Below are 19894 nucleotides of genomic sequence, written 5' to 3' on the forward strand. Positions count from 1 at the left end.
TCAGAAGCGTTTCGTTAGAATTACCTGAACATTGAATCTATTTCTGTAGGCATCAGGCAGATATTCTTCGTACTCGTAAAGAAAAACAGGTCTGATAAAAAAGGAATCACCAAGACGACGTTGGTATTGTATACCTGCTCTGTATGACTTTAAAGGTTGTGTCAGGTTATTGTAAAGATAAAGATATGGGACATTTCCATATTGCAGTTCAAACCTTATGATACTTTCTTTTTCTTCATTTGTGTTTTGAAAACTCAAAACATGAGAAAATAATTCGTTTGTCGTATCGTAATAAGGTCTGTAGGCAATTGTATTGGCACCAATATGGTAGGCCAATTGTCCTGTTAGTAAGGTTACATCTTCTGTTTCAAAATGCATGTATCGAACACCCAAGGCATAGTCAAACTTTTTATGCGGAACGAAATAATACTCAACACCGGCTTTTGCTACAGGAAACACAGTCTCTCCTGTTGAAACCCCTCCATTCACATACAAATAGTTCTTTTTAGCGAAAGTTTGATAATAGTCTGCTTCAAACAGCATTTGTGTATCGCCATTTACATGACCTACATTAGCACGTCCCACAAGTGCTGATTTGGTAAACTTATGAGAGTATTCGACATAGCCATAATGCAATGGTGATTGTCCGGGATTCGATGTAGAAATATTTAAATAAGAAGCCGATATTGCATTTTTTGCCTTCTCTCCAATCAGTGTTCTCACTCCTCTAAAGGCCTGAGTACTGTTATCTGTAATTGATACTTTTTCGATAATGGCTAAAGCTTCTTCATCCCGATTTAGTTTTTCAAGACAGGTTACTTTAATCCGTAAAACATCAAGCGAATTGGGTTCAATGCCTAAATACCTATCGCAATACGTAATACACTTATCGAATTGTTCTGACCAATAATACACATTTATAATTGCCAATAAAGCATCGGAACTTGGATTGGTCCTGTCTGACATTGGCGCTAAAATTTTGATGGAAGCGTTGTAGTCTTTTTTCCAGCTGTAAATACGTCCGTTGTAAATTTTTATTTCTTCATTCTCAGGAAATTTTACACTTAAAGGTTCAGTGAGTGCTAAGGCAGCATCATAGTTACCTTTCTCTACTTCACGCTTTGCGTGCCTCATTACCTCATCAATAGTATTTTCCTGTGCCAATACGACAGGAGAAATAAGCAGCAGGAAAATGGTATAATATAGCAACTTCATTAAGCACGTGTTTTTAGTAATTTATTAATTCTCACTAAAAGCACTGCAGGACTCACGGGTTTTGCAATGAACTCGTTAGCGCCAAGATCAAATGAATCGAGTTCGGTTTGCTCTACACCTGAAGAAGTAAATATAATGATCGGAACATCAGAGCCTATGGTTTCTCTCACATATTGCGTAATTTCCATTCCGCTTATGCCGGGCATGTTGATATCCGTCAGGATCAAGTCATAATTATTTGTTTCAATTGCATCTAATGCTTCTTTTCCATCAGAAAACTGGTCAACAGTAAATCCCTTAGACTCCAGGAAAAAGGATAATGATTTACGCAGCATATCATTATCTTCAGATAAAATGATTCTCATAGGTTATTAATTTGAGGCAAATTTGACTTTATAACTTTTGGATCTAACGTAAAGCTAGAGTATATTTCTCACTTTTCATAGTTCATTCAGAATTTTAACTACTTCATTAACGCCACATTTTAATAGGTTCATTTGATTTCCAGCTTCAGAAGAGAAATCTCCCAGTGAAGCTTCTTCCTCAAGAATAGACAAAGAATGACTAAGATCCGTTAGCATAAACATGTCTAAACTAGACTTCATGTTGTGCGATAGTTTCTTTACTTTATCATGATTTTCATCGTTGAATGCTTCTTCTAATTGCTCCAATTCGGCAGGGATTTTTTCTATAAAAAGAGTTATCATTTCTTTTTTAAACGCCGGATCACCACAGGCCATTTCGTCTAAATAAGAAAAGTCTATTTTTCTTTTCTTTACAGCATGAAGACCCTTATTCATTACTGTTTTAATAGCCTTTAAGAGTACTGCCTGCTTAAATGGTTTTGGCACATAAGCATCCATCCCTGTATCAAAACAACGCTCCTGCTCACCAACGAGCGAGTGCGCCGTCATGGCTATAATCGGAATCGATAAATTCATTTCATTCCTGATATATTCTGTAGTTTGGTATCCATCTTTAACCGGCATCTGAAGATCCATCAGTACCAAATCATATTTATTTTTAGATAACAATGCTATTCCTGCTTCACCATGTTCGGCAATATCCAATTCAAAACCAAAATTTTGAATAACGCTTCGTACCAATTTCTGATTTAAAAGATTATCCTCGCAAAGCAGAATTTTAAGTTTACCCAGTTTATCTTCTGAAACTGATTCCGCAGCTATTTCATCCTGTTTTACTTTTTTATAATGAAACACAAAGAAAAACTCTGAACCTCTATTTTGTTTGCTTTTCACCTGAATTTCACTTCCGTGCAATTCAACTAATTGCTTCACAATATTGAGTCCAAGCCCTGTACCGCCAAATCTTCTTGTAGTACTTTCTTCTGCTTGTTTAAATCGTTCAAAAATAGTTACAAGCTTATCTTCTGGTATACCAATACCCGTATCTTTAACTGAAAATCGAAGCGAATAATGATCGTCTGTTTCATCAACCAATTTTACAGAAACTGTTACTTCCCCTTCTTCGGTAAATTTTAGGGCATTTCCTGTAAGGTTAACCAAAATCTGATTTAGTCTTCCCTGATCACCAACTACATTGTCAGGCATATTGGCATCCAGAAAAAGATTGAATTCGATTTCTTTCGGAACCTTTACTTGTAGAAGCTTATAGATATGTTTAAGTGTCTTTTTTAAATTGAATGGCTGCGCTTCAATAACCAAATTACCAGATTCTATTTTAGAAAGATCTAAAATGTCGTTTACGATCAAAAGCAAATTTTCTCCTGCTACCTGAACACTGCCAATATAATCCTGCTGAACGGCATCCAATTTGGTTTGAGCCAGAAGATCTGTAAAACCAATTACAGCATTCAACGGAGTTCTGATTTCGTGACTCATGTTAGCCAAAAAACTATCTTTTGCAAATACTGCTCGTTCTGCAATTTTTTTCTGCATGTCGAGTTCAATATTTTTTGTTCTTAATTCTAACTGATTTATAACGTGTTTTGCCACTATTGAAAGTGCATTACGCTGGTTTTCATTAAGATCTTTGCACACATGATCTATGGCACAAATAGTTCCTATGTTATAACCGTCAGGCGTTGTTAGTGGGACTCCTGCGTAGAATCTTACCTTAAAACCGCCGGTAACATTAGGATCATCCTTAAATCTTTCGTTTAAATGAGTATCGGGTATTTCAACCATATGTGAATCCATAATGGTATATCGGCAAAAGCTAATTTCTCTTGGCACCTCTGATACCCCAATTCCAATTTCAGATTTAAACCACTGACGGCTTTCATCTATAAAAGAAATATGGGCGATGGGTACACCACAGATATAGGAAACAAGTTTAGTTGCATCATCAAAAGCATGATCAGGTAAACTATCCAGAATATTATAGCGCTTTAATGCCGCTAAACGCGCTAATTCGTTGTGTGGTATTGGTTCTTCTGTATTATTCATTTTCTTAAAAGTAAAATGTATAAATATAAATCTTTTTAAAATAACACGTAGCCAAAAAAAGAATCAGAAAGTAGTTTTAACAATATAAACACTTTTCTACCTGACTTTACAATCTTAAAATAAGTCATTTAAAAAACAAAAACACCTTTAATAAAAAAAGGTGTTTTTATAAGATAAATAGCAGACTAAAATTTAAAAGTAAGATTAGCCAGGAAATTGGTTGGGGCTTGTGGAGCTCCCCAGGTGCTCCAATATTTCTCGTTACTTAGATTATTTAATTTAATCCCGATTCTCCAATTTGGTCGTTCATAAAAAACAGTCGCATTTAAAATAGTATAAGATGGAATATAAAAGGTATTGGCAGTCGACATATACGTTTCATCTACATAGTTAGCTCCAAAACCTAAGCCTAAGCCTTTTATCTTGTTTTGGAATTTATAAGAAGCCCAAAAGTTTACGACATTTTCAGGTGCATCTGCCGCTTTATTTCCTTCAAAAGTAGTAGATTTTACAATCTTATTATCATTGTAAGCGTAGCCTGCAATAATGTCTAATCCCGGAATAGGATTGGCAATTAATTCAAAATCAAAACCTTTACTTACCTGCTTTCCTCCTTGTTCATAGGTTAAGTCCGCATATCGCATTACGGCATTGTCATTTGTAATGTTGTAATAACTAATTGTAGTGCTTAATTTCTTATTGAAAACTTCCGCTTTGATACCAGCCTCAAACTGATTTGCATAAAGCGGATCTAAGATCAACTGTCCGCCATCAGGCTGGTTTACAGGAGCAAGATTCTGAAATCCGTTTAAATAATTCCCGAACACAGAAACCTGATCTTTAACTATTTGATACACCAATCCTAATTTAGGAGACAAAGAGGTTTGATTATACGCCGGCGTAGTACCACTTTCTTTACGATCAAAATTATCTACACGTAAACTCAACATCGCAGAAAATCGATCAGCAATACTGATAACATCAGAAACGTAGGCACTAAAAGTAAATTCTTCTCGGCCTGCTCTTATCGTTGGATTTCCCAGTACATCATCAATCTCTTTTTTCCTCACGGGAACAAAATTCGTTGTCACATCAATAGTTCTAAAAGGAGCTGCCGGTGTTGTAACCGTTGAAAAGGTATCCGAATAATATCTGTAATTTACACCGGTTAGTAATTTGTGTTTTAGAAATCCGGTTGCAAATTCACCATTAATATTTTCTTGTATGTTGGTATAGTTACTTGATATAGGTCCAAAAACGGTAGCACGCATCGTAACTGTTGTTGGTGAAGTCCAGGTTGGCAAAGCCTGATAACTGTAGTCCACGTTCTCACTTACATAAGAAAATAAAGTAGTCGATTTCCAACTATCATTGATTTGATATTCTCCCTGAACAAAAGCTTTCGCTGACGATGATTTAGCATCAGCATCATCGTGAACTAATGCTTTTTTATAATCTAGTTTTAAATCACCAGGATTTGTTATACCAGATGTGGCAGTCGCATTAGGATATAAAGGTTTTGTGTTATTCGTATTAAACAACTCCGCATCGATATTAAATGTAAGTTTCTCTGATGCTTTATAAATGATACTTGGCGTGAATTCGAGTGTATTGTTGAAACCATAATCCAGGAAGCTTTTTTCTCTGTTTACCGCTACATTTAGTCGGAACAATACATTTTTATCTTTTGTAAGTGGCGTATTAATATCGGCTGTCAAACGATTTAATCCAAAACTTCCTCCTGTGTAGGCGATTTCGGTTACTGAAGCTTCAAAAGGTTTTTTGGTTACCAAATTAACTACTCCACCAAATGAAGATGCTGAAGATCCGAACAAAGTTCCTGAAGGGCCTTTCAAAATTTCGATTCGTTCTACATTTGCAATCCCAACGGAAGAACGGCCAGATAATGTTTCCATTCCGTTTCTTGAATTTATCCCTACAGCAAATCCTCTAAAAATAGCTGCAAAACCACCTGATGGATAATTAAGCGGTACTACTCCGGGTGAATTTCTAACAGCACTTCCTATCTCGACTGCAATTTGTTCTTGTAAAAGTTCTTTATGAACTACGCTGTAAACCTGTGGATTTTCGAGATTTTTTAAAGGCATTCTGGCTACATAAGTTGTCTTTTTTGATAAAATGCTTTTTCTGCTATTAATAACAACTTCCTGCAATTCTTTATTGGAAACTTTCAATTGCAAATTAATTGTAGTCGTTTCATTATCTGCAACCGTTATTTCTTGTTCTGAAGTTTCATAACCTGTCAGGGATATTTGCAAAGTATAGGTATTGGCTTTTACTCTGTTCAATTCAAAACTTCCGTCATCATTTGTTGATGTATTGTATTTTGAGTTCTTAAGCGTAATGTTTACGTCTGCTGCCGGAGCCCCATCTGAAGTTGTGATTTGTCCTTTTACTTTTCCATGATTCTGCGAAAAGGAATGGACTGAAAATAAAAGAGTGATAATACATAAAATGAGTACTGTTTTTAAACTAAGATATTTCATTGATTTTTACATTTGGTTGATTTTATTTTTATTTAGAATTAATAAAAACAGTGCAAATGTAAAAATTAATAATTGTTTAACAAGTATTTATTTTGTCTAATGGTATTTAACTAAACCATATTAAAATACTTACCGCCGATTAAAGTACTTATATACACGAAAAGAGGTCTGCAAAACTAGTTCTGCAGACCTCTTTATTTTAAATTCTTTTTTTAACTTCCTTAATTCATATAGCGCAAGGGCTTTATTATTAACCAATATAACAAAACCCATTTCGCTATATTCAACTAAAAAACAATTTTAAAAATGAAACAATTTAAGCCAACCTTTATTTTATTAAAGTATTTGTTTTATTAAAGTAAAATCTGAATTCTGGATTGAAAAAACTGGGTTGCCCCTTTCAGGCTGTACCGGTCTAATATTCCATAACCATAAGCGAATTCAAATCTAAAATTTTTAGAAAGGTACCAGTTTACCGTTGGCGTTATTCTCCAAAAACGTCCGCCCTCAATTAATCCGCCGTTCAATTCATTGGTTGAATATCGTAATGCGGCCTCGATTTCACCAAGTCCTCCCTCAAAAACAGATTTTTTAACCGGAATAAAAGTATATATACCGCTTGTTGTCGTGTAAGGTCTGCTTGCTCCCGTAAAAATGTAACTCATCATTACTTCTCCCCCATGAAAAACGGGATCGTTTTTTTCTTTTGAATTAAACATTTGCCAGCCATATTCAGTTCCAAACAACCATGGTCCTTTATTATAGTAGATTTCCCAACCTACAAAAGTTCCCTGATTGGATGAAAAACTACCTGTATCGATAAAAATGGGAGCCGTGTTTGATTCGGGTCTCGATTTAAGTCTGATCATATTATCTTCCGGCTGCCCTATTCTGAAATTACCTCCAATATGAAGCGTAGTTTGTTTTTCTTCAGAATGAATTGGAAGCCATGCCGCTCTTGTTATAAATTGCCAGCTATAGGTACTGAAGCCTTGGTTATGAGAAAGCCAGTCTGCAAAAATTCCCATATTCCATACGATTCTTTGTTTTGGCAGATAACCAAGCCATTTTATGCCATCACCCAAAATGGGTATCGCGTCAATATTCATATGACGCTCCAAAGATTCTCCGGAGTAACCGTTCATTACTTTACTAAGTGAGTAACCTTCTTTTGTTCGACCGATGAAAATGCTTCCCCAAATCTCCGGAGTTGCGATCATTACACCTGACTCCCGAACATACCATTCTTTCGCATCTCCGTCATACATGAAACCGGTTTTCCAGGTTATGGTTCTTTTTGTTTTCAGCTGGCCGCCGATTAAAACCCTAAAGTCACGAACATCAAAATCGTATTTAAGCTTTTCGCCAATAGAATCCATTTGTCGTTTCCCGGTTGCATCCTGCGTGTATCCGGCATATTCATATAAAAAACCAGCACCCAATTTGATCGTTGTAAAACTGGTGTCAAACATATTCCAGGGTAGTTTTTCAGACTTTGTAGTGTCTGCAGCCTGTAACACATCACCTTCAGTTCCGTCAGGTACTGTTTTTGGCAGTTCCTGACCTAGTGAACGACAAGGTAAAATCAGCATTATAAAGACAACCAAACCAACCCGCAATTGCGACAGAAAAGAACAATTTGCTATGATTCGTTTTGCTTTCAAAGTACTATTATTTATAGATTAATATTCCAGGAATATTTTTTGCAATTCATCCAATTTTCTTGGTTTAAGTAAGGCTACGGTCAACAGGATTCTTGATTTTTGTGGATTTAATCCATAAGAAGCGATAAGTCCTAATTCATCATCATTGCACTCTACATTACGCCCTACAATACCAGTAGCTACACGTGTGCTTCGAACTACAATAATTCCTTTTTTACTTGCTCTTGCACAAGCGTCAAGAGAAGCTTTATTCATGTTTCCGTTACCAACGCCGGCAATTACAATTCCTTTTGCACCTTTTTCAATTGAAGCATCGATCAAATCCGGTTTCATATCGGCATCAGCATAAATAATATCCACACGTGGAAAAGTGGTTACTCCTTTCACATCGAATTCAGAACTTTTTCCGAATTTTTGATCAGGATAATGGTAAAAATCATTTACTCCATAAGAAGTAGTTCCAATAAGTCCGCGTATTGGAGACATAAAAGTCTGAACAGCAGTCGTACTAACTTTAGTTAAAGATTGTGCCGAATGTATCCAGTCGTTCATTACCAAAAGTACGCCGTGGGCTTTTGCTTTAGGATCTGCAGCCACAGCAATCGCATTGTAAAGATTTAATGGCCCGTCAGCACTAATTGCAGTCGATGGTCGCATCGATCCTACAAGTACAACAGGTTTCTCTGTTTTTACCACCAGATTTAGAAAATAGGCTGTTTCCTCCATAGTATCAGTTCCGTGTGTGATTACAAAACCGTCAACATCTTTACTTCCGGCCAGTTCATTGATTCTGTTGGCTACTTTCAGCATGATTTCAAATGACATATCCTGAGATCCTACATTCGAAATTTGTTCCCCTTTAATATCGGCCAACTTCATCGCATCTGGTACTGCATTTACCATCGCATCGATGGTTACCTGTCCGGAAGTATAACCCGATTGTACACCACTTGCAGCAGATCCCGCGATGGTACCTCCCGTTGCCAGAATTAAAACTTTAGGTTTCGTTTGAGCAATTACGCCTGTACTTACTGATAAAAAGATTAAAAGAAACAGTTTTTTATAAAAGATTGTATTTATTTTCATGATATAGATTTTTTAGTTGATGGTTATTTTTGTCCAGTTAAACTTGCAGGGTCAAGCAATTTTTTAATTTGATCCTCAGTTAGCAATTTCTTTTCGCGAATAAGTTCCAGGATTCCTTTGTTGGTTTCAAGGGCTTCTTTGGCCAGCTCAGTAGTTTTTTCATAACCCAAAACCGGATTAAGAGCGGTAACAATACCTACGCTTCTTTCCATATAATGGTCTTGCACAGATTTGTTTGCTGTAATTCCTTCGATACAATTTTTTCTGAATAAGGGAAATGTTTTAAAAAACAATCCTTGTGATTCCATCATGGCTATAGCTTCAACTGGTTCAAAAGCATTCAATTGCAGTAAACCGGAATGCGCAGCAAGCGTAACAGTTAGATCATTCCCTATTACTTTAAAGCAAACCTCATTCATTAACTCCGGCATTACAGGATTTACTTTACCCGGCATAATCGAAGATCCCGGTTGAAGGGCCGGCAAATTAATTTCAAATATACCAGCGCGTGGTCCCGAGGCCAGGAAAATAAGATCACTACTTATTTTTGACATAGCAACGGCCATGCTTTTAAGTGCCGAAGAATAAATTACAAATCCCTGTTGACTAGAAGTGGCAGCAATAAGGTCTTTACTCATCACTATAGGTTTTCCTGTAATTTTAGCAAGATGCGTGGCCACCTTTTCGGCATAACCTGGTGAGGCTGTAATTCCGGTTCCTATTGCTGTCGCTCCCATATTTTGTTCACATAAAAATACTTCTGCTTTTCGTAAGGTGGCAATTTCTGCGTCAAGCTGATTTCCAAAAGCGTGAAATTCCTGCCCCATTGTCATTGGTACGGCATCCTGTCCTTCGGTACGCCCCATTTTTAGAATGTCTTTAAACTCGTCACCTTTTTTATGGAATGCTTTGGCAAGTAAATCAGCTTCTTTTATCAATTTATCATTGTGTAATAATAGCGCCACTTTGATCGCTGTCGGATACACATCATTTGTAGATTGTCCCATATTTAAATCATCGTGCGGTTCTAAATATTGATACTCCCCTTTTTTGTGGCCGCTCATTTCTAAACCGATGTTAGCAAGAACTTCATTGACATTCATATTTGCCGAAGTACCTGCACCACCCTGATACAAATCTACCAGAAACTGATCGTGGTATTTTCCGTCCATAACAGCCTGACACGCTTTTTCTATGGCTGCGAGTCGCTCTTTTTTAAGTCGGCCATCAGCTGCATTAGCGCGGGCTGCAGCTAATTTCACCATCGCAAAAGCCTTTACATAATCGGGATAAAATTGGGTCGTCATTCCGCTAATTTGAAAATTTTCAAGAGCACGGGCGGTCTGAACTCCGTAGTAAGCATTGTTCGGAATTTGCTTCTCACCCAAAAGATCTTTTTCAGTTCGGGTTTGAGCACTAAGGAAGCTGATGTATAATCCGAAGAGGATTACATAATGTATTTTTTTACACATGATATTCTGTTTTTTAGTTTTTGGTAACTTTTAGAGAGCTATTTCTTTTTAGTTTTTTCTGTAAAATGCTTGCGAGAAATTATACTTAAATGAGAATTGTACTTTTGATATAGAAGTACTCCATCCGTCGCTAAAATTTTCACGATCACCCCATTGAAATTCAGCTCCAACCAGGCAATTTTTTGCCGGAGAATACAATATATTTCCCACTACGTATTGCCCTTTTTTGAAAGCGTCAGGAGTTTGTCCGTCAGAATTATCAATATCAATCATAGAATATCCTAGTGAGCTGGTGAATTTTTCACTCCAGGTATGATCAATAAAAGCCACAACCCCAACAAGAGGAAGTGCAACACCTTTAACAGGTTCTGTTACATTTCCAGGATTATTTTCTATTCCGATATCTACCGGCGCATCATTCATGTAATTCTGAATTCCTTCTCCATAAACAACCTGCCCTTTAAAAACAGTACTTTCTCCAAATTTAATATTGGTACTTAAATTCAAACCCCAACCAAGAGCATCACCTGATAAATCAAATTGATCATTATTTTGATCTTTCCATTCAATTTTTCTCACAATACCGGCTAATTCCAGATATCCCCAGTTAAATCCATGATGATATTCTGCTGAAAGATCCGGCAACGGAAACCTTCCTTTTACGCCCTGAAGTTCTATACGATTTTCATAAACCCCCTGATCAGCACTTGCTCCCGGTCGCTCCAATGCAATAGTCAAACGGGTATCGCCCTGAATTGGCATATAACGTATTTGTATGTTTCTGAAGAATACCATTCCCGTTGGTCCCCAGTATTCTAAAGTATTAGGAAAAACATCAATATCCATAAAGGGGCTCCAGGTCTGACCGGCTCCAAATTTTCCTAACTCCGCGTAAGCATGTCGCAAACGGAATGTGGTCTGACCTGCATCAACACCTGTACCATACAACTCAAATTCAAATTGTGTTTTCAATTCACCGATTCCGGTATCAAAATAATTTTTGATACCAAATCTCGTCTGACGTACAGAGGCATAATAACTGCCGTCTGGTCCATATTCATTTTCATAGGATGGTAACTTGGTAGGTCGAACAGCATCATACCAATCTGGCTGAATCTGATTAAAATTATAGCCAATATCGGTCATGATAAACCCATAAATTTCCATACTCTTGTTAGCCTCATCCTCCTGCGCCTGCATAAGGTTCGCCATAAGAAAACAAATTATAATGGCCAGGTCTCTAATCTTCGCCATTTGTAAAAACATTTTTTTCATATTGTTTATGGTTTAAAATTGTTTGATTGCTAGTATTACTGAACCACTAACTTTAATGGGTTTTATAATTAGTGGAGAAAATTTATTCCATGTTTTTTATTATATAGTGTATTATATCGTTCTCGAGTTCTTTGGTCAAATTTTCATACTCGACCTTCCGCTGAAAATTATCCTGCAGTATTTGTGTGTACTTTTCAACATTTATTTTACTGCAGCAATAATCATCACACATGCTTTTGAAATCATCATCAACCAGGTACAATACCTTGATAGATTCTTGAAAACTGGAAAGCTTTTCGCTATATAATTTCTCTGGAATTGCCATTTTATCTTTCATTAGACACTGATATACAGTCAAATATAAAAAAGCATACAGTCCTAGAACAGTTAAAAACCGTTAAATTTAACCGTTAAATGCAGGGAAAACCTTATTTTTTGATAATTTTTCTTACAAAAAACCAAATTTTATCATAAAATGAAAATATTTTTTTTAACTTTAGTCATACCAAATTTTCACCTTATTATTCTCATTTAATGAAACTTACATGGAGAATTTAAAAAAGAATACACATGAAGATATTTTTACCGAACTAGAATCTGTTTTAAACTTTCACTCATTAAAAAACTCTCCTATCTTAAGTAAATTTCTAAGATATATTGTAGAGGAAACACTTAATGAGAACCAGCACTTTATCAAAGAATATTCTATTGCTATAAATGTGCTTAACAGATCAGCTGATTTTAATTCTAACGATGATGCCGTTGTGCGTATTCATGCTGGTAGGTTAAGGAGAATTTTGAACGAATATTATTTGACTATTGGGCAAAAAAATTCGTTAATAATAGATATTCCGAAAGGTTGTTATATTCCAAGATTTATTCGAAAGAACAATGATCGAGAGGAAAATGCACTCCCCATTGTGCTTCCCCATAACAACACAAATCCAATCATTGCCATATTCCCATTTAAATCGATTACTACCGAACAAAATCTAGATCTTTTTTCGCTAATGCTTTGCGAAGAGCTAAGCGCGCAATTGTCATTATTTGATGACATTTCTGTTGTAGGAAATTTTTCATCTGAAATGATTTCAAAAATCAATCAAAACATTATGGAGGCAGCTAAGTCACTAGGTGCCGATTTTATTATTACCGGAAACATACAATGCAATGATAAAACAATACAAATAAGAGTTAATCTTTTAAACTCAAAGACCGGAGAATTCGTAATGACGAAATCTTTCGATCATATCAATATAAAAGACATTCATCATATTCAAAATGAAATCACACACAGTATTGTCAGTGAAATAGGTGGATATTACGGGATTATTTTTAAAGAAATCATAAAAACTTCTCCTTCCAGAATTACAGACAATTTGAGTATTTGGAAAGGAATTTACAGTTATTATAAATATCAATGCGACTGTACCTTTGAGAATTACTGGTCGGCTTTCAGAAATTTGGCTGAGGCAACAAAATTACATCCAAATCACGCAACCACCTGGGCGATGTTAGGCGAATTTCATCTTTATGGAGTGGCTTTTGCTATTGACAATGACGAAAATACTATTGAAGAATCTTACCGATGTGTAATGAAATCTTTAAAAATAGATCCGCATTGCCAACATGCCTGGCACACTTTAACGGCAATTAATTTACTTAGAAAAGAGCCGGACGCGTGTCTCTATTCTGCTGAGCAATGCATTAAAATAAATCCTAATGCGTCGGGCCGCGTTTGCGGAGTTGGGTGCATGCTTGTTTTTGCAGGATATTTTGATAAAGGCTATTCAATTATGCAAAATGCCATTGAAAAAAATCCGTATTCTCCGTGGTGGATTAATATTGGTTTTTGTTGTTATTATTTATATAAAAAAGAATATAAAAATGCTTTTTTATGGGCTGAAAAAATAGATTCCGAAGAAAGTTTTTGGGATCCGCTTCTTAAAGCTGCTACATTATCTTTGATTAATGAAGACATTAAGTCACAAAAATATCTTTCGAAACTTTTAGTTCTACAGCCTGACATACCAAACAAAATCCATCGAATTCTTTCAAGTGTAATTCTTTCAGAAGATGTAGTAACAGAAATAGTTGAAGCAGTGGAAAGAATCGGATTAGCTCAAAAGAATTAATTATTTATAGCTAAAAATCAAATCGTTACATTTCCATAAAACACGAATCATTTTATTTTCAAAATTTAGTTCAAAAAAATAAATGCCATGCAGAAATTAACCAAAGAAGATATTTCACAAGAAGTATTTGATCTCTATGATGACTATGCCCATAATAAAATTGAGAGAAGACAATTCATCGAAAAACTATCCATTTTTGCAGTAGGAACACTTACACTTCCGTCGCTTTTAAGTTTTATGATGCCCAATTATGCAGACAGCATCTTAATTAAACCGGAAGACCCAAGAATAAAATCAGACTACATTACTTATGACTCTCCTAAAGGTGGCGGTGCCATTAAAGGACTTTTGTCACAATCTCTTGAAACCAAAAAAAAACTACCCGGAATTATAGTCGTTCATGAAAACCGGGGCCTTAATCCTTATATCGAAGATGTAGGCCGAAGAGCGGCGGTTGAAGGTTTCATCACTCTTGCTCCAGATGCCTTATCGCCATTAGGAGGTTATCCGGGAAACGATGACGCAGGACGTGAATTGCAAAAAAAACGTACCCGTGAAGAAATGCTGGAAGATTTTATTGCGGCGTATGAATACTTAAAAACACATAAAGATTGTAATGGTTATGTAGGTGTTGTCGGATTTTGTTTTGGTGGATGGATATCTAATATGATGGCGGTAAAAATACCAACATTATCTGCCGCAGTTCCTTATTATGGCGGACAACCAACTAAAGAAGAAGCCGAAAAAATAACAACTCCGTTAATGCTGCATTACGCTGGTTTAGATACAAGAGTTAACGAAGGCTGGCCTGCTTTTGAAGATGTATTGAAAAAAAACAAAGTAGAAAACACCGCTTATTTCTATCCGGGAGTGAATCACGGTTTTCATAATAATACCACACTAAGATATGATGAAGCAGCAGCGACCTTATCCTGGACAAGAACTATTGATTTTTTTAAATTGAAATTGAAAAAGAAATAATTATGAATCTTTTGAAGAAGTTCAAAGTCGGAAAGATGATAATGTAAGTCATCTAAGATTACAATTTTACAGTGATAGTCGTGAATGGATATTTTTTTGATCTGAAATGCTAACAGTATTTTAATGGTACTTTTTCTACAATAAGTTACTTTTTTTCTTACTTTAGTACAACATTTCTAACAGTGACAAGCCGGACAACTATATTCCTTTTCCCTTTTGTCACTAATTTAAGATCAATAATAAAAAACTTAATTTTTTATTTATGAACTGTATCCGTACAATTTTACTAGTATTTGCCTGTTTTACTTTTTTACTGTTTCCACTTAAGATACAAGCCCAAACTCCGGAAACTACAACAGCTGAAAGTGCTGTAAAATATCCTCAGTTTCAATTTAGAGGACTTTTTCAGGGAAGATTTCTGGCAGCGATGACAGATAATGTTGATGTACTTGGCGTTCAGCATACAACCGGAGAAGTTACACAAACTTCGTTTGATATCAAAAGGATGCGTATTGGTCTCACCACTAAAATTAGTCCCGAAACGGAAGTCGTAATTCTGGTAAACTTAGCCGATTTTAAATCGGATACAAAAGGAAAAGTTTTAGAGAATGCTTACGCAAAATATACATTTAATAAATATGCAGCATTAGTTGGAGGGCAGTTTAGAGCTCCATTTGGTATAGAAGATCAGGTTTCGGTAGATATCATAAAATCATTTGATTTCTCCAATCAATATTATGAATTCGGAAAAAACGGCTGGACCAGTTTTCAGATTGGTGCTTCAGTTTTGGGATCAGTTGATATTGGAAAAGTTCCTGTAAATTATGCCTTTACTATTGTCAATGGAAATGGAAAGAATCAGGAAAAAGATAAGGATAACGGAAAACAATATTTTACAAGATGGGTTTTCGGTTTATCAAAAAAGAACAACATAAATCTGGGTTTAAACGGAGGAACCGGAAGAGTTTCAACACAGGAAGTTTTTGCTGTTGGAGCAGATATAACCAGTAATTTTAAACTTGCTGACAAATTTCATTTAGAGCTGCAAGCTGAATACAAGCAAGGAACAAATCATAATTTATATTTTTCATTACCCGTTGACGCCAGAACAGCAAGTGTTGCCGATTATCAAATGCGAGGTTTTTATTTTTTGCCTAATTTAAGATATGCAATAGCTTACAACAGATTGTCCTCTATAGAAGTATCCTGTCGATATGAAACTTTTGATTCCAGTTATAAAATCAACTCAAACGTAAGACAAACTTATACGCCAATGATAAGTCTGGAATTTGGTAAAGCCTACACCGGCCGCATCGAGTTAGGATTTACACTTGATAATTATGAAAAAGACATTCCCGATACGTCGACCTACAGCAGCAATTTATTTTTAATGCAGCTGCAATGCCGACTTTAGTTTAATTTAATTCTCGTTCATTATGAAAGAAGTAAAAATTCTCCAAACCATCATTACCTTTGCCGTTGGAATTATTATTTGGTTTATTCCGGCGCCACAAGGTGTTGTAATTGAAGCCTGGCATTTATTTGCCATTTTTGTAGCTACTATTCTCGGAATCATTCTGAAAGCAGCTCCAATGGGAACCATGTGTATGATTGCGATTGCATTGACTGCCTTTACACAAGTTCTCGCACCGGGCGAAGCTGGTAAATCGATCACGCTGGCATTAAAAGGTTTTGGAGATAAGGTAATCTGGTTAATCGGAATTTCATTCTTTATTGCGAGAGGTTTTATTAAAACGGGATTAGGAAACAGAATCGCTTTTCTATTCATCAGAGTATTCGGTAAAAGTTCACTGGGATTAGCTTATGGTTTAGGACTTGCTGATGTGGTATTGGCTCCTGCTGTACCAAGTAATACCGCTAGAGGTGGCGGAATTATTTATCCTATCATGAAATCAATGTCTATGAGTTTTGGCTCTATGCCGGATCAACCGGAAACACATCGAAAATTGGGTGCGTTTTTAACATTAAACAGTTATAACATGAACCTGATCGCCTCTTCCATGTTTTTAACAGGAACGGCCAGTAACCCCATGTGCCAAAAATTTGCGCTCAATTTAGGAATCAAAATTTCGTGGATGTCGTGGGCAACTGCAGCGATTGTTCCGGGTATCGTTTCCTTCTTTGTCATTCCGTTTGTATTGTATAAAATTTATCCTCCCGAACTCAAAAGTACTGGAGACGCTCCACAAATTGCCAGTCAGAAGCTAAAAGAAATGGGACCAATTTCCCGAAATGAATGGTTAATGTTATTGACGTTCTTTATTTTATTATTCCTTTGGATAACAGGTGATTTATTCTCTATAGATGCTACAACTACTGCTTTTATTGGTTTAGTGGTGTTATTACTAACTTCAGTTTTAACCTGGGAAGATATTAAGGCCGAGAAAGGCGCCTGGGACACTATTGTTTGGTTTTCTGTTTTGGTAATGATGGCAAGCTCACTTAACGAATTAGGTTTTATTGGCTGGTTTAGCGATCAGGTAAAAGCGGAGATTGGTGGTTTAAGCTGGCAAATGGCTTTTCCAATAATTATTTTGGTGTACTTCTTTAGTCATTATCTTTTTGCCAGCGCAACAGCACACGTGGCTGCGATGTATGCTGCATTATTAGGTGTTGGTATTTCTATCGGAATTCCGGGATTACTGCTTGCTTTCATGCTTGGATTCGTGGGTTCGTTATACGGAACTTTAACACATTACGGTCACGGACCGGCACCGGTTTTCTTTGGTAGTGGTTATGTCGACCTAAAAAGCTGGTGGGTTAAAGGTTTGATAACCGGACTGGTCATGTTGCTTATTTACATGGTAATTGGCGGATTATGGATGAGGGTTATTGGCTATTTCTAAAAGCCAATTAGGTTAAAAATCAGCAATTCAAAAGTAAGATCATGCAATAAAACATCGTTATTATGCTACAAGCTTTTATCACAGGTTTATTAGCGACTTCATCCCTGATTATTGGCGGAATACTGGCTATTCGGTATTCGCTAAGTAATCGTGCTATTGGTGTGATTATGGGATTTGGTGCCGGAACATTAATTTCGGCCATATCGTATGAATTAATCTTTGAAGCTGTCAAATTGGGACGAGGTACTATGTATCCTGCTTTTGGCTTTTTTGCAGGCGCATCCATATTTTATTTTTCAGACAAGCTTATTGCCAATTTTGGAACCAATAATCCAATGAAATTAGGGCAAAGTAAAAACTCCAATTTAATAATCCCGATGGTTTTGGCGATTATTTTGGATGGAGTTCCAGAATCCATCATCATCGGCTTAGGAATCTTTGAAGGAGTTTCAGGAAATCTTACGATGTTAGTAGCGGTTTTCATTTCTAATTTACCGGAAGCTATCGCAGGATCTTCCGGAATGAAATCGAGTGGCTGGAGTAATAAAAAAATCATATTGCTCTGGATCTGTATTGCCTTGCTTTGTGCAGTGGCAACTCTGGCCGGTTTCTCGGTTTTTAGCAGTGCATCACAAGAATGGCTTTCGTTTATTCAGGCTTTTGCCGGAGGTGCAATATTAATGATGCTGGCCAACTCCATGATTCCGGAAGCTTATGAACACGGAGGTAAATTAGCAGGAGTCTTTACCGTATTTGGATTCTTCTTTTCTGTATGTATCGTCGTTTTTGAGAACTTCCATTAAAAAACAGAATCAATTTTACTTCTTATGATTTGAGTCATAAAAAGTAGCTTCGCGTGATAATTAAATTTGTGACTATAAATGTTTTGATAAGAGCGTTTATCTAAATCAAATCCTAAATATCACAAAATGAATTCACAACAAAAAGAGCTGATCAAAGCTACAATTCCCATTTTAAGAGCCAGCGGCGAAGACCTTACCCATTATTTTTATGCCAGAATGTTTAGAGAACATCCTGAATTGCGAAATATGTTCAATATGGGAAATCAGGCCAATGGAAGACAAAAATCTGCATTGGCAAATGCCGTTTTGGCTTACGCCGAAAATATAGAAGACCCGAGCGTTTTAATTGGCGTTTTGAAAGGAATCGGAACCAAACACAGAAGCTTAAATATTCAGCCGGAACAATATAAAATTGTTGGAACACAATTAATAGCTTCTATTGGCGAAGTTGTGGGAGACGCTGCAACTCCGGAAATATTAGAAGCCTGGACCGTCGCTTTTTATCAATTGGCAAAAATTATGATTGATCTTGAAAAAGGTTTATATGAAGAAAATGCAGCCAAACCCGGAAGCTGGAACGGCTGGAGAAAATTTGTCATTAAAAAAATTGTCGAAGAATCAACAGAAATCAAGTCATTTTATCTCTACCCTGAAGATGAAAGAGAAATTGCCAATTTTCATGCAGGACAATTCATCAGCGTTCAGGTTTTCGTTCCGGAATTAGGACTTTTACAGCCCAGACAATATAGTTTATCGAGTGCTTTCAATCCTGAATATTACCGAATTTCAGTAAAAAACGAAAGCGGAATCGCACCAAATCCATCAGGTCTGGTTTCTCAAACTTTACATTCAAAATCAGAAGGAGATGTTATTTCAATTTCGGCTCCAGCCGGATTATTTCATTTAGAAAAGGACTCTAAAAATCCATTGGTTTTAATTAGCGGAGGTGTTGGGCTTACGCCGATGTTAAGCATGTTGGAGACCAATTTAAATGCCATTCAAAATAAAAAAACAGTATGGATTCATGGCTGCCGAAATGAGTCTGTTCATGCTTTTAAAGAACAAATTTCAACTCTAAAAGAAGAAGCAGAATGGCTGGAGACCTTTACTTTTTATGATTCGGCGCCAAATGATGTAATTTTTTCAAATAAAATCATTGAAGGGCGCGTTGATCTTCATAAATGCAAAGAAGCCATTTTACTTGAAGAAGCTAAATTTTATATCTGCGGTCCTGAAATGTTCATTAAAACACAATACGAAGCGTTACTCAATCTGAATATCAATCAGAAAAATATCTTTTATGAAGAGTTTGGCCCTCAATTGATTAATCTGAATTAACGTGAAAGTTATTTCTTTTTACAGGAAAAAAAAGTTAAATCCATTCTTGAAAAATTGTATTACAACATTTTTTATCACGTTGACATTAGCCAGTATTAATTGTTCAGACACATCTAATTTTC

At 36.2% G+C, this 19894-nt stretch carries 15 protein-coding genes; 6 read left to right on the top strand and 9 right to left on the bottom strand.

Annotated elements, in window-relative coordinates; translation table 11 throughout:
* From AC3ITQ_RS21305 to AC3ITQ_RS21345, 9 genes are all read right to left on the bottom strand, one after another.
* Complete coding sequence (locus AC3ITQ_RS21305) at positions 1-1215, bottom strand: YaiO family outer membrane beta-barrel protein (protein ID WP_489236080.1); 1215 nt, start codon at positions 1213-1215, stop codon at positions 1-3.
* The gene (locus tag AC3ITQ_RS21310; protein ID WP_194614705.1) at positions 1215-1580 is read right to left on the bottom strand and encodes a response regulator transcription factor; all 366 of its coding nucleotides are present in this window, start codon (positions 1578-1580) and stop codon (positions 1215-1217) included. Before AC3ITQ_RS21310 ends, AC3ITQ_RS21305 begins: the two co-directional genes overlap by 1 nt.
* 75 nt (positions 1581-1655) lie before the next feature.
* Positions 1656-3644, bottom strand: a complete 1989-nt coding sequence (locus tag AC3ITQ_RS21315; RefSeq protein WP_489236081.1) for a GAF domain-containing hybrid sensor histidine kinase/response regulator — start codon at positions 3642-3644, stop codon at positions 1656-1658.
* Between the two features lie 185 nt (positions 3645-3829).
* Positions 3830-6151, bottom strand: a complete 2322-nt coding sequence (locus AC3ITQ_RS21320) for a TonB-dependent siderophore receptor (protein ID WP_489236082.1) — start codon at positions 6149-6151, stop codon at positions 3830-3832.
* Positions 6152-6504: 353 nt separating this feature from the next.
* Entirely contained in the window at positions 6505-7815 is a 1311-nt protein-coding gene (locus tag AC3ITQ_RS21325; RefSeq protein WP_489236083.1) for an OprO/OprP family phosphate-selective porin, read from the bottom strand.
* 18 nt (positions 7816-7833) lie between these two features.
* Complete coding sequence (locus tag AC3ITQ_RS21330) at positions 7834-8901, bottom strand: type II asparaginase (RefSeq protein WP_489236084.1); 1068 nt, start codon at positions 8899-8901, stop codon at positions 7834-7836.
* A 23-nt stretch (positions 8902-8924) separates the two neighbouring features.
* A complete protein-coding gene (locus AC3ITQ_RS21335) occupies positions 8925-10373 on the bottom strand; it encodes an aspartate ammonia-lyase (RefSeq protein ID WP_489236085.1) in 1449 nt (482 codons plus the stop codon).
* 48 nt (positions 10374-10421) lie between these two features.
* Positions 10422-11627 carry a DcaP family trimeric outer membrane transporter gene (locus AC3ITQ_RS21340; protein WP_489236086.1) on the bottom strand — a complete coding sequence of 402 codons (1206 nt, stop codon included), beginning with the start codon at positions 11625-11627 and terminating at the stop codon, positions 10422-10424.
* 103 nt (positions 11628-11730) lie between these two features.
* A complete protein-coding gene (locus AC3ITQ_RS21345) occupies positions 11731-11973 on the bottom strand; it encodes a hypothetical protein (protein WP_489236087.1) in 243 nt (80 codons plus the stop codon).
* A gap of 220 nt (positions 11974-12193) precedes the next feature.
* Here AC3ITQ_RS21345 and AC3ITQ_RS21350 point away from each other — a divergent pair, with 220 nt between their 5' ends.
* The 6 genes from AC3ITQ_RS21350 to hmpA all read left to right on the top strand — a co-directional run bounded on the left by AC3ITQ_RS21350 (position 12194) and on the right by hmpA (position 19772).
* Complete coding sequence (locus AC3ITQ_RS21350; RefSeq protein ID WP_489236088.1) at positions 12194-13783, top strand: tetratricopeptide repeat protein; 1590 nt, start codon at positions 12194-12196, stop codon at positions 13781-13783.
* Positions 13784-13870: 87 nt separating this feature from the next.
* The gene (locus tag AC3ITQ_RS21355) at positions 13871-14764 is read left to right on the top strand and encodes a dienelactone hydrolase family protein (RefSeq protein ID WP_489236089.1); all 894 of its coding nucleotides are present in this window, start codon (positions 13871-13873) and stop codon (positions 14762-14764) included.
* A gap of 262 nt (positions 14765-15026) precedes the next feature.
* On the top strand, positions 15027-16178 hold the full coding sequence (locus AC3ITQ_RS21360; protein WP_489236090.1) for a porin: 1152 nt from the start codon (positions 15027-15029) through the stop codon (positions 16176-16178).
* Between the two features lie 22 nt (positions 16179-16200).
* On the top strand, positions 16201-17631 hold the full coding sequence (locus AC3ITQ_RS21365) for an anion permease (RefSeq protein ID WP_489236091.1): 1431 nt from the start codon (positions 16201-16203) through the stop codon (positions 17629-17631).
* 62 nt (positions 17632-17693) lie between these two features.
* Entirely contained in the window at positions 17694-18434 is a 741-nt protein-coding gene (locus AC3ITQ_RS21370; protein WP_489236092.1) for a ZIP family metal transporter, read from the top strand.
* 126 nt (positions 18435-18560) lie between these two features.
* A complete protein-coding gene (gene hmpA, locus AC3ITQ_RS21375) occupies positions 18561-19772 on the top strand; it encodes an NO-inducible flavohemoprotein (RefSeq protein WP_489236093.1) in 1212 nt (403 codons plus the stop codon).
* Positions 19773-19894: the final 122 nt, after the last annotated feature.

This window comes from Flavobacterium sp. KH_001 (assembly GCF_057840745.1).

Excerpts from the sequence above, each read along its gene's own strand:
- AC3ITQ_RS21345 (WP_489236087.1), bottom strand. The coding sequence starts at position 11,973 with ATGGCAATTCCAGAGAAATTATATAGCGAAAAGCTTTCCAGTTTTCAA.
- AC3ITQ_RS21320 (WP_489236082.1), bottom strand. The coding sequence starts at position 6,151 with ATGAAATATCTTAGTTTAAAAACAGTACTCATTTTATGTATTATCACT.
- AC3ITQ_RS21315 (WP_489236081.1), bottom strand. The coding sequence starts at position 3,644 with ATGAATAATACAGAAGAACCAATACCACACAACGAATTAGCGCGTTTA.
- AC3ITQ_RS21350 (WP_489236088.1), top strand. The coding sequence starts at position 12,194 with ATGGAGAATTTAAAAAAGAATACACATGAAGATATTTTTACCGAACTA.
- AC3ITQ_RS21360 (WP_489236090.1), top strand. The coding sequence starts at position 15,027 with ATGAACTGTATCCGTACAATTTTACTAGTATTTGCCTGTTTTACTTTT.
- AC3ITQ_RS21335 (WP_489236085.1), bottom strand. The coding sequence starts at position 10,373 with ATGTGTAAAAAAATACATTATGTAATCCTCTTCGGATTATACATCAGC.
- AC3ITQ_RS21330 (WP_489236084.1), bottom strand. The coding sequence starts at position 8,901 with ATGAAAATAAATACAATCTTTTATAAAAAACTGTTTCTTTTAATCTTT.
- AC3ITQ_RS21355 (WP_489236089.1), top strand. The coding sequence starts at position 13,871 with ATGCAGAAATTAACCAAAGAAGATATTTCACAAGAAGTATTTGATCTC.
- AC3ITQ_RS21305 (WP_489236080.1), bottom strand. The coding sequence starts at position 1,215 with ATGAAGTTGCTATATTATACCATTTTCCTGCTGCTTATTTCTCCTGTC.
- AC3ITQ_RS21365 (WP_489236091.1), top strand. The coding sequence starts at position 16,201 with ATGAAAGAAGTAAAAATTCTCCAAACCATCATTACCTTTGCCGTTGGA.
- AC3ITQ_RS21370 (WP_489236092.1), top strand. The coding sequence starts at position 17,694 with ATGCTACAAGCTTTTATCACAGGTTTATTAGCGACTTCATCCCTGATT.
- AC3ITQ_RS21340 (WP_489236086.1), bottom strand. The coding sequence starts at position 11,627 with ATGGCGAAGATTAGAGACCTGGCCATTATAATTTGTTTTCTTATGGCG.
- hmpA (WP_489236093.1), top strand. The coding sequence starts at position 18,561 with ATGAATTCACAACAAAAAGAGCTGATCAAAGCTACAATTCCCATTTTA.
- AC3ITQ_RS21310 (WP_194614705.1), bottom strand. The coding sequence starts at position 1,580 with ATGAGAATCATTTTATCTGAAGATAATGATATGCTGCGTAAATCATTA.